The sequence below is a fragment of the Bacillus sp. HNG genome, from assembly GCF_003400205.1.
Taxonomy (GTDB): Bacteria; Bacillota; Bacilli; order Bacillales; family Bacillaceae_L; genus Ferdinandcohnia.
Window position 1 is genome coordinate 321,271 of record NZ_QUQV01000001.1, and the last position, 12,510, is coordinate 333,780.

Sequence of the window (12,510 nt, forward strand, 5' to 3'; positions counted from 1 at the left end):
CGAGAACTGACAAACTTCCGAAACAATTAGCTAGGCTAGAGAGTTGATAACGCCTGGAACTAGACAATAAAAATTGACGTGTGAGCCTTTTAGGTCACACGTCTTTCATTTCTTTAGATAAATCGATCAAAAAATTCGAGGATTTTACGGTTTACCTTTATTTCATTTTCCTTCTTCGAAAAACCATGCCCCTCATCCTCCAGTACAAGATATTCGACTTCCCTGCCTTTATCTTGCAAAGCCTGTACGATTTTATCAGATTCTGCCTTTACAACACGTGGATCATTAGCCCCTTGGATTACTAACATCGGCTTTACCATGCCATCTAAATGAGTAATCGGTGAATACTCGATTAACTTTTCACGGTCGTTCACAGGATCACCTACCCACTGATTCATGACCGGCTTCCAATGCTCGGGAACGGAATCAATAAAGGAGAAAAGATCACTTGGGCCAAAAATATCAATCACAGCTTTGAAATATTCAGAATGCTTGCCATGGAGTAGAAGTGCCATATATCCACCATAGCTGCCACCTAATAGTAGAATTTTGTCACGATCTGCATAGCCATTTTTGATTAACCATTCCAATCCTTCGATATTATCTAGGCGAGGTCCATGCCCCCAGTCACCCTCTACCATTTTCGTAAATTCCAAACCGTAACCGGTTGAACCACGGAAATTCGGTGCAAAAATGCTATAACCACGATTCACTAAAAACTGAAACATCGCTCGAAAAGACTTTCTTTCCGCAGACTGCGGACCACCATGCGGCCATAGAATGACATGTCCATTCGAAACATCCTTATTCGCCTTAAAAAAGAGCGCTTCAACTTCTAGACCATCAAATGATGGATACGTAATTACATTAGGATGAACAAGCTCCTCTTCTTTTACCCCGGGAACCCCATAATTAGTACATGCTGCCCATGTATGGTCATTAGCCGAGCGCTTATAAATATTAAATGGACTTGTAGCAGAACGTCCCAATACATATAAGTTATTACTTTCTGTCACAACTAATTTTTCAATCACAGATGCTGGAGTCTCCAGCTTCTTCAATTCACCAGATTGGATGTCAAAGGCATATAGAAAATCCTCCACGCCCTTCTCACTCACAATATATATCGTTTGAGATTGCTCATGATATTTAATTGATTTAAAATCTTCCATTTGAAGTGAAACAACCTTTGAAAATTGCTTTGAATTCACATCATATTTGGCCAGATACGAAAAATCATCATCATAATCTGTTAATAAGTAAATCGTTGTTTCAGATGTAAACAATACATCTGAAACAGTATGCTGTTTATCCGTTTCTGGTGTTAAGCGATATTCCCTATCGTCTTTATGTAAAAAGGCTAACGAATATGTATTTGCAAAATGTTTTAAATAGATTTGACTACTTTCATTCGGACTTAGAGCGGTTAAATAAGTCGCCGCATCAGTACCTTCGTTCATAATCCACTCTTTTTCCGTTTCTAAGTCAAAACAATAAGAATTCAAACACATAGCATTATCCTTCGTTGAAGTGTAAAACAATTTCTTTCCGTCCTTTGATAGTATTGCTATCATGTGACGATGCCCTTCATGTATTCTTACAGGCTTTAACTCCCCACCTTGTGGCTGTAATGCATATAATTGAGTATTTTCATCCCCATCTTTATCAAAGCCCGCAATCAAAAATTGACCATTTTTATCATAGGTAAGCTCTTGACAGCTTTGATCAATGAAAGTGAGTGGATAAGGAAATTGATTTGGTAAATCCATTGCCCAAAGATTATATGTCCCACTCAAATTCGTGCTAAATACTAACTGTTTTTCATTAGGACTAACCGTAAAACTTTGAATACCAAAGGTTCTAAAAAACTGTTCTACATCTGGCTTTTGGAATTTCATTACTAAACACCTACTTCAACATAGTTTAATTTTCTCTTTATTTAATTCGACAGACGTTCAAATTGTCCTTCCAACTTATTTCGACTTATGAAATACATTGAAGATAATAGACAATATTCGATAAATTTCTAACATTTTTTCATAGTTTTGTATTATAGTAGAATTATCATACATTACGGGGTGCAATGTCATATGAGAACAAGTAGAAGGAAACGAAAAAAAATTAATATCACGAAATACCTTATTAGTCTACTTATTTTATTGCTTATTCCATTAGGTGTTTATTTTACACTAAATAATGTTAAAGCTGATTCTGTTACTAAAGACTACATTGCCCATAATCACGATTATAAAAAGACAGAGCCGGAATTTAAGCCATTTACAACTTCAATGACACTTGCAGCAATTGGGGACATATTAATTCATTCAATTGTTTATGATGATGCGAAGACAAGCAATGGATATGATTTCAAACCAATGATTGCAAATGTAAAGGGATTACTAGAAAATGCAGACCTTACGATTGCCAATCAGGAAACAATCGTTGGTGGAACTGAAATTGGATTATCGACCTATCCGAGCTTTAATAGCCCTTTTGAGGTTGCTGATGCATTTAAGGATGCGGGTGTCGATATTGTTTCTATCGCAAATAACCATACGCTTGACCGAGGCGAAAAGGCAATTTTAAGTGCAACTAATTATTTAAATAAGATTGGTATGGAATATACAGGAGGTTATCAGAGTCCAGAAGATAAAAGTAAAATACGTGTGTTAAATCGAAATGGAATCAGCATAGCATTCCTATCTTACACATATGGGACTAATGGTATTCCTGTGCCACAAGGAAAAGACTACCTCGTTAACTTAATTGATATGGAATTCATAAAAAAAGACATCAAAGCAGCCAAAGAAGTAGCAGATGTCGTTTCAGTTAGTATGCACTGGGGAAATGAATATCAACTATACCCGAGTGATTATCAAAAACAACTAGCTCAACAGCTTGCAGATGAGGGCGTTGACATCATTATTGGTCATCATCCCCACGTATTACAGCCAATGGATTGGTTAACAGGTAAAAATGGTAATCAAACATTTGTTGTCTACTCACTAGGAAATTTCTTATCTGGACAGATGTGGGATTATAAAGATATTGGCGGGGTTTTACAGGTCGAAATTGTCAAAGAGGTAAAATCAAAGGATGAAACCATCATCCATGTTCAAAATCCACAACTTGCACCAACATTTGTGTCAAATAGTCACTATAAAAACTTTAAAGTCGTACCACTCCAAGACGCAAACAATTTTGGGTTAAGCAATGCGTCTAGTAAATATGATGAAATGACTCATCACATGAATCAATGGCTGGATTCGAAGCAATAGATTAAACACAAGGCATATCCTTCGATATGCCTTGTGATCTTTATTCCTCTTTCTTTTTAGCATCTTCATATGCCTCATGCCAGTCAGGATAGTGTTTTCTAATCGATATTGGCCGGAATGAGTCTTTTTTTACACAAACATGGGATGAGGTTGCATTCACTGATACCTCCCCATCTGGCCTTTCAATTTGATATCCATAAATAACGCGAAGGCCATCATAATGTTCAATCCATGTCTTCACTAGTGCTGTTTCTCCATATCTTAATGGTTTTTTGTAAGAAACCTGCAAATCAATTACAGGAGAAATGATACCATCACTTTCCATAGCTGCATAACTAAAACCTAAATCCTTAATTAACTGGGTTCTTCCTAATTCCATCCAAACTAAATAATTTGCATGGTAAACGACACCCATTTGGTCTGTTTCTGCGTAACGTACTTCGACTTCCTTCTTTGAAATGAGCAATGCGGTTCTCTCCCTACTCTTGTTATAAAAGTTTTATTTATACAAATATAGTATCATAAATGGAAAGGCTCTTAAAAATAAATGAAAACAAAATAGAGTATGCCATCAATCAGGCATACTCTTTCATGTTATTGGTACCCATTTTCACGATCTGCTGCTTCGTCTTTAATCTCTTCTCTCATAGCCGCTATTGATTCTTCACGACGTTCATTCTTCGCTTGAATTCGTTGGCGTTCTTCTGCATTTGAGAACTCCATAGATTCTTGAGCTTCCTCGATGTTTTCGATTGTGTTCTGAACCATGTCTTGTAGTTTTTCTACATTATCACTTCGATCGTCTGGTTTCGGTTTGTTGTGTGTCACGCCTATTCCTCCTATGTAATGTCGTACACCTCTATTTTGCTTCATATATAAAAAATTTATTTCTAAAAGGTAGAGAATTCTCATGTAAAAAAAGGAATATTTTCGCAAAAACAAAAGGACGTTGCTATAACGTCCTTTTATCCAGTGAATACGTAATTATTCACCTTTTGTTTGCATAACCTGAGCGTGCTTCCCAGATTTGTCCTGCATCTTTTTACCTTTATTTCCACCAAATCCACGTGGTTGTGTACCAATATGGTTAGGTTTGAATTGTTCATGGTCTTTTTGCGGCATTATTTATTTCCCCCTCCTCCTTTTCATTATCACCCGGAAAGGTGATTCTCATGTAAAAAGAAGAGTGGAGATTATATTCAGTAAAGGATTTTGATGGAAATTTACTCAGCTTTTTCTAATCTTTTTTGTTCTAGTCTTGCCTCAATTCGATCCATTGCTTCTTGGTCTTTTAACAATTGTTGTTTGTTTTCTTTGACCAAGTCTGCAAACGATACCTTTCTAACTTTTCTCAATTTTCTCACCTTCCTCTAATTACTATTGTAATAGTAATAATCTCCAAAAACGGCTGAAATTATTACAAATTTTCGAAAATTTATTTAAAAATTTAAAAAAGGTCGGTTTTTGTTGAAAAATACGCAAAAAAAAGAACCAATCTACTATTGGTTCCTTTTGTTACTTTAATTTTTTGACTTTGCTTTCAAGCATTTCTAAGTCCATTTGACCTTTTATAAAATCATTTATCGTCCCATCAGAGTTAATGAAAAACGTTTCAGGTAAACCCAAAACCTTATAATCACTACTGGCTTGGTTTTTAGGATCTACTAAAAGTGGAAATGTGTAACCCTTACCTTCCACGAATTTATGTGCATTTTCTGCCTTGACTTCGGAAGCTGTCATATTGACGGCTAGCACTTCAACATCATCACTTTTATTTTCATAAAATGTTTGAATTTCTGGCATTTCTTCACGACATGGTTTACACCATGAAGCCCAAAAATTTACAACAACCTTTTTCCCTTTTAAATCGGATAAACGAATTGTCTCGTTTTCATCATTTAACAATTGAAGTTCGAATTCAGGTGCTGAATTTCCAATCTCGATTCCGGTTACGCCTCTTTTTTGATCTTGAACAAATTCAAAAACAGCATATCCTACTAGTCCTATTAAAACGAGTGCAATCACTATTTTTTTCACGATTTCAATCCTCCGTAAAATTTCCGCAAATGTCATGTATAATTTCAATTTCCATTATATCTATTTAACCATATAAAAGAATAAAATTAAAAGGCAGTTTTGTGAACTCCACAAAACTGCCCTAGAATTAAGCGTAATGTCTAGCTTCTGCTCCCAACGACTAGCGAGACTTCCCTCACCTTCTGTACGATAAGTCAGGTTCAGTCCAGTCCGTACGTCGTTAAACGGTCGCTTTCGCCTTTCGTTTTTAACCCTTCATTTTCTCACGAAGAACCATTTGAAGGATACCACCGTGACGGTAGTAATCAATTTCAACTTCACTGTCGAAACGAACTAATACTTCAAATTCTTTCTTATTACCTTCTTCGTCAGTAGCCGTAACTTTGACATAGTCACGTGGTTTTACATTTTCGTCGATTTGAACTTCAATTTCTTCTTTACCAGTCAAGCCAAGAGTTTCTGCATTTTCACCTTGTTTGAATTGTAATGGTAATACACCCATTAATACAAGGTTACTACGGTGAATACGCTCGAAGCTTTCAGCAATAACTGTTTTAATGCCAAGTAGGTTAGTACCTTTCGCAGCCCAGTCACGTGATGAACCCATACCATAATCGTTACCAGCGATAACAGCTAGGCCAGTTCCATCTTGCTTGTATTTCATACATGCATCGTAGATAGACATAACTTCACCAGTTGGCCAGTAAGTAGTCCATCCACCTTCTGTTCCAGGAGCGATTTGGTTGCGAATGCGGATATTCGCGAAAGTTCCTCTTGTCATGACACGGTCATTACCACGACGTGAACCATAAGAGTTAAAGTCACGAGGTGTTACTCCTTTTTCTTGTAGGTATTTACCTGCTGGCGTATCTTTACCAATCGAACCTGCCGGTGAAATGTGGTCAGTCGTTACGGAGTCACCGAATTTACCAACTACACGTAAGCTATTAAGTGGCTGAACTTCACCTGGCTCTTTAGATAACCCTTCAAAGAATGGTGGGTTTTGAATATATGTGGAGTCTTCATCCCACACATAAAGTGCTTCATCCGTACTCTCAATTGCGTTCCAACGCTCGTTATCGTCAAATACACGCTCGTATTCTTTTCTGAATAACTCAGGTGTAACAGTCTTTTTAACTTCAGCTTTAACTTCTTCTGCAGTTGGCCAGATGTCATTAAAGAATACATCATTGCCGTCTTTATCTTTACCGATAGGTTCTTTTTGAAGATCGATATCAACAGTACCAGCTAATGCATATGCCACTACAAGTGGTGGAGATGCAAGGTAGTTACCTTTCACTAGTGGGTGAATACGTCCTTCAAAGTTACGGTTACCAGAAAGTACAGAAGTAATAACTAGATCATTTTCAGCAACTGCTTTTTCAATTTCTGGTGCTAATGGACCTGAGTTACCGATACAAGTTGTACAACCATAACCAACTGTACTAAAGCCAAGCTTTTCAAGGTATGGTAGTAGACCAGAATCTTCTAAATAACCTGTTACTACCTTAGAACCTGGTGCTAAAGATGTTTTAACATATTTAGGTACTTCTAGGCCTTTTTCAACCGCTTTTTTTGCAACAAGACCTGCACCTAACATTACATATGGGTTTGAAGTATTTGTACAGCTTGTGATCGCAGCAATTGCGATATCACCTGTCTTCATTTGTACTTCTTCACCATCATTGAATTTTACAGTAATCTCCTTTTTGATTTCTTCTGGAGTTAAACCGTAGCCTTGGTTACCAGTTGCAGTTAATGCAGTGTGGTAAGCTTCTTTCATTTTTGAAAGTGGAATTAAATCTTGTGGACGCTTAGGACCAGAAAGATTTGCTTCAATTTCAGATAGATTAATCTCAACCACATCTGTGAAAATTGGATCTTCTGCATCAGCTGTATAGAATAAGCCGTTTGCTTTGGAGTATTCTTCTACAACTTTAACTTGCTCTTCATCACGACCAGTTAAACGAAGATATTCTAATGCTTCTTCGTCAACAGGGAAGAATCCACAAGTAGCACCATATTCTGGAGCCATGTTAGAAATAGTTGCACGGTCAGCAAGTGGAAGTTGAGAAACACCAGGACCGAAGAATTCAACAAATTTACCAACAACGCCTTTTTGACGTAATACTTGAGTTACTTTGAGCGCTAAGTCAGTAGCTGTTGTACCATTTGGTAATGTACCAACCAGTTTAACCCCGATTACTTCTGGTACTGGGAAATAGGATGGCTGTCCAAGCATTCCAGCTTCAGCTTCAATTCCTCCAACACCCCAACCAAGTACACCGATACCGTTAATCATTGTTGTATGAGAATCAGTACCTACAAGTGTATCTGGGAATGCTTCGAACTCACCGTTTTCACCTTCAACTGCATGAACTACGTTCGCTAAATATTCAAGGTTTACTTGGTGAACAATACCTGTTGCAGGTGGTACTGCACGGTAGTTATCAAATGCTTTTTGAGCCCAGCTTAAGAACTTATAACGCTCAGCGTTACGCTCGAATTCTAGCTCCATATTGTATTTTAGTGCATCTAATGTACCTGCTCTGTCAACTTGTACAGAGTGGTCAATAACTAAGTCTACCGGAATTTCAGGGTTGATTTTTTGTGGATCTCCACCCATGTCAGCCATTGCCTTACGAAGTGATGCTAAATCAACTACAGCAGGTACCCCAGTAAAGTCTTGAAGAATAACACGTGATGGTTTGAATGGCACATCAACCTCTTTTAATTCATTAGTTCCCCATTTTGCTAAATTTTCAACATGTTCCTTTGTAATTACTCTTCCATCAACTTGACGTAATACAGATTCTAAAAGAACCTTAATGGAATATGGCAATTTTGAAACGTTACCAATTTTAGCATCTTCTAATGCTTGTAAGCTATAATAGTTATACTTTTTGCCGTTTGCTTCGAAAGAAGAACGTGCATTAAATACATCATGCTTTGCCATATGTATACCCCCTTTGTTATAATAATAACGCAATTTTACACAATTGTCGAAATTTAAGAGGAATTTTAAACTCTCCAATTAAATCCCCCGCATAACATATATTAATATAACTATATACATAAGTAAATAACAAGATTGTTATTATACTTTATAAGTTTTACTTATCATCTTGAAGGATAAATTGTTGAAAAAAGTATAAAATAAGGTCGGAGGTGAATAGAATGTCGAAACGTAAAGCAAATCATATTCGACCTGGAATGAATGATGCAAGCGCACAAGGTATTGGAGCGGGGTATAATGAAGAATTTGCAAATGAGCCATTAACGGCAGAACAACGTCAAAACAATAAAAAGCGAAAGAAAAATCAATAAATTTTTTATAAATTAAAGCCCGCTAATGCGGGCTTACTTTTTTATTCGTTAACTTCATTCATAATAGATTGTAGATCCTGTTGAAATTGCTGAAGTTGAGATTTTTGGTGCTCTGATGCCACTTCCAACGCATTTTCAATTTGTTGATAGGCTTCATTAACCTCATTTTTCAATCGTTTTAAATGAGTACCATAGTCAGGATCATTGCTAACGATGTTTGTATAAACATCCTTCGCTTGTTCTGTTCCTTGCTGTGCAGCTTGGAATGCTTGTTGTTGATTTTTATGATACGGCATTTTTTCAACTCCCTTAAGGTAATTCGTGCAATTATAGCTTACCTTTTTTCCAAAAAATCATTCGGCACACAATCGCATAAAAAAGTGGAAAAATACTATCCTAATACATAAGGGAGGGATAAAATATGGGTGAAAAAAATACATTCAAGGATATTAGAGCAAATGGTGGACAAAGCACCGGAAGTCAACCACAACCACTGAGTGGTTCGAAAAAAGTAAAAAACCGCAACCATTCAAGACAAAATAATAACCCTGGACACGATATGTAAAGATATATCATGATAAAAAGCCGCACTACTAGCGGCTTTTTATTCTATCAATGTAAAAGCTTTTACAATTTCATTCATTTCCTCTTTTTCAATGGTTCGAAAGTCAAGGACGACTTCGTTATTTTTAATCCGTACAATGATTGGTGTAGAGTGCTGACGTAACTTTACTGCGATATCCTCTGCTGACTTTTTTGGATGTGTTATACAAACTACATGAGTTGGTACCTCAACTCCAGGCATTGTTCCGCCACCGATTGGTGATCCTTCCTCTTTTAATTGAATGGTAAAATGATTTGTTTGTTCTAATAAACATTTCCTAAATAGATGACAGCGTTCCATGATCTCCTCTTTTGGAACAACGATGTCCCTTATTGTTGGAATTTCCGAATATCTTCCTTTCAGGTAGGAAAATAAAGTTGCTTCAAGAGCTGCATATGTCATCTTATCAACACGTAAAACCCGAGCAAGTTGATGTTTTTTTAGTTGATTAATTAATTCTTTTTTTCCAACAATAATACCTGCCTGTGGGCCACCAAGAAGCTTATCCCCACTGAATGATACAAGATCCACACCTTGTTGAAGAACTTCTTTTATGACAGGCTCATCCCCAATTCCATGCTGTTTAAAATCGTATAGGACGCCACTTCCAAGATCTTCATAAATAACAAGATTGTCTTTTTCTTTTTTCAGTCTGACCAATTCTGAAACCTCAATTGTTTTTGTAAAACCAATCGTCTTAAAATTACTTGTGTGTACCTTAAGAATCATGGCTGTTTCCTCAGTTATCGCATTCTCATAATCTTCTAGATGTGTTTTATTGGTAGTACCGACCTCAACTAGCCTAGCTCCACTTTCCTCCATAATCGCGGATATGCGAAATGCCCCACCTATTTCCACTAATTGTCCACGCGAAACAATTACCTCTTGGTTTTTAGCTAATGCACGCAAAACAATAAAGACAGCTGCTGCATTATTGTTTACCACCATCGCACTCTCGGCACCTGTTAACTCCTTAAGGAGGGATTCCACAATTGAATGGCGTGAGCCCCGCTTCCCCTCGCTTATGTCATACTCTAAATTGGAATAGCCTTTTGAGATATCTACCACATGTTGAATCGCTTGGTCACTAAGTCTAGCTCGTCCTAAATTTGTATGTAAAACTGTTCCAGTCGCATTGATTGTTTTGGTTAAGTAATATTTTGTTCTGTTTACTAGCTCTTCTTCCCCTTCTTGGAAGATAATATCCATCATTTCTTCCTTTGATGAAATCTGTTTATCCCACTTTCCATGAATGATATCATCTCGAATCTTTGTGACTACATCCCGCAACACGCTCGTCAAATAATCCTTTTCCACTTGATGCAGAGTCAGAAATTGTTCAAAGGATGGATGGGCTTGTAGATCATGTATGGCTGGAAGTAGTTTTACTTTATTTTTCATGCCGATTCCTCCACATAAACTTACATATGTATGTCTATTCTTACATAATTTCAGTTGACATTCCAACAGTTTGTACCTTTTCTATGTTTTCATTATCACGAACAGCCTTCCTCTTGAATACCTTAAATATAGAATGACATGGAGGTTCATAACATGAATAATTTCGATGATTCAAATCCTCTCTCCATAAATGGATTAGAGGACTGGATGAAACAATTCCTCGAAGACCCGTACCTTTTAGACGATTATCAATTTCGAATTGATTTGTTTGAAACACAAAATGAATACATTATTGAGGCTGAATTATCAGGATATCAGCCCGAGCAAATCCAGCTACATGTCAAAAACGATTCCATCCTTATCAAGGTGACAGATTGCGAAAAACCTCCAAATGATACACTTTTAACCGAAAGAATTGTTACCCTTCCTTTCGAATTAGAAAAAAAGAAAATAGAAGCGCTATTTCGAAATGAAATTCTTGAAATATACATCAAAAAAAATAGCAAACGTAAAAAGAAGAAAAGCAAAATCAAAATAAAAGTCCTGTAAAAAGCTACAGGACTCTTTTAATTTGAAACTTTTTCAAAATTTATGATCGTTGTTCCGGGAAAATAAAATTGGATAATGTCTACATATTTTTTCCCTTTATTCCCCATAATACTTGCTCCCCATTGACTCATCCCAATACCATGTCCATACCCTCTCCCCTTCATCACATATTTAGCATTATCAGAATCAAGTGAGTCAATATAATAGCTTTTAAAAATGGTACCGCCTATCATGGGTCGAATTCGATTTAAATTCACATCTTCAAGCGTAACCTTTCCTAAAAGAACTGTTCCATCAATTAATCTTTGTAAAAATTCAACTTCAATTGATCCTGTCTTAGAGCGACTCGATTGATAAGTTTCTGGATTTACTTCGAATTTAGGAATTGAGAGAATCTTAATATCTCCCGGGAAGCCTTGTCGATTTATAGATCTTTTCATGACACTTGTTATTTCTTTATCCTTTTCCTGGAGTTCGTCCCATGCATCAACAGACTCCCAATCGATTTCTTCAAGGTTAATTTGCGTTTTTGATAGTGTAAATCCCCACGGATGTATTGGGTCAAACGGATCTTCTTTGATTGGATAAAATGACCTACTGTCTCCTCCCCATACATTTTTATTATTCTCTGTCATTCCACCATTACTAGCCGAATAAAAGGCATCAATCAACTTATTTTTATATGTAATCACTTGACCCTTTGTAGCCTCAACTGCTTTTGTTGTTCGTGCATTCCACGCATATCCACCATACACCTGATAGAAAGTTGTGTCGTCCATTTCTTCTTTTATATGGGATACAGCATACGTTCTTGCAGCCAGTGCCTGCGCCTTTAGTGCCTCGATATTCCAAGAGGGAAACACCTCTAGTGGAACGACTCCTTTTAAATAGTCTTCTAACGGAAGTTGATTAACCGGACGTACAAAATGGTTATTCTCTACTTGAAACTCCATTGCACCTAGGTATGGGCGTTCGTCGATATAAACACGATGATTTTCGTTATAGCTGCGAGGGATTAAAACAAAGCTGCTATCTACCTGTTGGTTGACTTCTCCTCCTTTTAGATGGAGATTCCCATTTTTTATATATAACCGGTAGTTCACTCCTTCTTGCAATGATAGGGTAGGATCCAAAGTGAAATATTCTCCCTTAATTTTCATCTGAACCTCTTGTGCATTCCCTACAAAATTTTCGAGTCGAACACGCACTAGTTCTTCTGCATCACCATGTGATAAATCGATTGTAAAAATAAGTATACACGTAAAAAATAGAATCTTTTTCATATCCGTATCATGCCCATACACTCAAAAATAT

14 protein-coding genes are annotated in these 12,510 nt (G+C 36.8%); 4 read left to right on the top strand and 10 right to left on the bottom strand.

What is annotated here, in order from left to right:
* Window positions 1–113 precede the first annotated feature (113 nt).
* On the bottom strand, window positions 114–1,898 hold the full coding sequence (locus DZB84_RS01455) for a S9 family peptidase (protein WP_116350474.1): 1,785 nt from the start codon (window positions 1,896–1,898) through the stop codon (window positions 114–116).
* A 192-nt stretch (window positions 1,899–2,090) separates the two neighbouring features.
* On the opposite strand from DZB84_RS01455, the gene DZB84_RS01460 reads away from it, so the two are divergent.
* A complete protein-coding gene (locus DZB84_RS01460) occupies window positions 2,091–3,278 on the top strand; it encodes a CapA family protein (RefSeq protein WP_116350475.1) in 1,188 nt (395 codons plus the stop codon).
* Window positions 3,279–3,318: 40 nt separating this feature from the next.
* Here the strand turns inward: DZB84_RS01460 and DZB84_RS01465 are convergent, their stop codons facing one another.
* The 6 genes from DZB84_RS01465 to acnA all read right to left on the bottom strand — a co-directional run bounded on the left by DZB84_RS01465 (window position 3,319) and on the right by acnA (window position 8,271).
* Entirely contained in the window at window positions 3,319–3,744 is a 426-nt protein-coding gene (locus tag DZB84_RS01465) for an acyl-CoA thioesterase (RefSeq protein ID WP_116350476.1), read from the bottom strand.
* 128 nt (window positions 3,745–3,872) lie between these two features.
* Window positions 3,873–4,106, bottom strand: a complete 234-nt coding sequence (gene tlp / locus DZB84_RS01470; protein WP_223254357.1) for a small acid-soluble spore protein Tlp — start codon at window positions 4,104–4,106, stop codon at window positions 3,873–3,875.
* A 156-nt stretch (window positions 4,107–4,262) separates the two neighbouring features.
* Window positions 4,263–4,400 (bottom strand): acid-soluble spore protein N, encoded by a 138-nt coding sequence (locus DZB84_RS01475; RefSeq protein ID WP_116350478.1) that lies wholly within the window; start codon window positions 4,398–4,400, stop codon window positions 4,263–4,265.
* A gap of 101 nt (window positions 4,401–4,501) precedes the next feature.
* A complete protein-coding gene (locus DZB84_RS01480; protein ID WP_116350479.1) occupies window positions 4,502–4,633 on the bottom strand; it encodes an FbpB family small basic protein in 132 nt (43 codons plus the stop codon).
* Window positions 4,634–4,793: 160 nt separating this feature from the next.
* Complete coding sequence (locus DZB84_RS01485) at window positions 4,794–5,315, bottom strand: TlpA family protein disulfide reductase (protein ID WP_223254358.1); 522 nt, start codon at window positions 5,313–5,315, stop codon at window positions 4,794–4,796.
* Window positions 5,316–5,562: 247 nt separating this feature from the next.
* Window positions 5,563–8,271 (bottom strand): aconitate hydratase AcnA, encoded by a 2,709-nt coding sequence (acnA, locus tag DZB84_RS01490; protein WP_116350480.1) that lies wholly within the window; start codon window positions 8,269–8,271, stop codon window positions 5,563–5,565.
* 221 nt (window positions 8,272–8,492) lie between these two features.
* Here acnA and sspO point away from each other — a divergent pair, with 221 nt between their 5' ends.
* Entirely contained in the window at window positions 8,493–8,642 is a 150-nt protein-coding gene (gene sspO, locus DZB84_RS01495) for a small acid-soluble spore protein SspO (protein WP_116350481.1), read from the top strand.
* A gap of 41 nt (window positions 8,643–8,683) precedes the next feature.
* On the opposite strand, the gene DZB84_RS01500 is transcribed toward sspO, so the two are convergent.
* On the bottom strand, window positions 8,684–8,938 hold the full coding sequence (locus DZB84_RS01500) for a hypothetical protein (protein WP_116350482.1): 255 nt from the start codon (window positions 8,936–8,938) through the stop codon (window positions 8,684–8,686).
* Window positions 8,939–9,063: 125 nt separating this feature from the next.
* Between DZB84_RS01500 and DZB84_RS01505 the strand changes: the two genes are divergently transcribed.
* Window positions 9,064–9,207: a small acid-soluble spore protein P gene (locus tag DZB84_RS01505; protein ID WP_116350483.1), complete on the top strand. Its 144-nt coding sequence runs from the start codon at window positions 9,064–9,066 to the stop codon at window positions 9,205–9,207.
* Between the two features lie 39 nt (window positions 9,208–9,246).
* Here DZB84_RS01505 and selA read toward each other — a convergent pair whose 3' ends face one another.
* Window positions 9,247–10,647, bottom strand: coding sequence for an L-seryl-tRNA(Sec) selenium transferase (gene selA / locus DZB84_RS01510; RefSeq protein WP_116350484.1), 1,401 nt, complete (start codon window positions 10,645–10,647; stop codon window positions 9,247–9,249).
* Window positions 10,648–10,800: 153 nt separating this feature from the next.
* On the opposite strand from selA, the gene DZB84_RS01515 reads away from it, so the two are divergent.
* A complete protein-coding gene (locus DZB84_RS01515; protein WP_189655112.1) occupies window positions 10,801–11,196 on the top strand; it encodes an Hsp20/alpha crystallin family protein in 396 nt (131 codons plus the stop codon).
* A gap of 17 nt (window positions 11,197–11,213) precedes the next feature.
* On the opposite strand, the gene DZB84_RS01520 is transcribed toward DZB84_RS01515, so the two are convergent.
* Window positions 11,214–12,479 carry a SpoIID/LytB domain-containing protein gene (locus tag DZB84_RS01520; RefSeq protein ID WP_116350486.1) on the bottom strand — a complete coding sequence of 422 codons (1,266 nt, stop codon included), beginning with the start codon at window positions 12,477–12,479 and terminating at the stop codon, window positions 11,214–11,216.
* Between the last annotated feature and the right edge of the window lie 31 nt (window positions 12,480–12,510).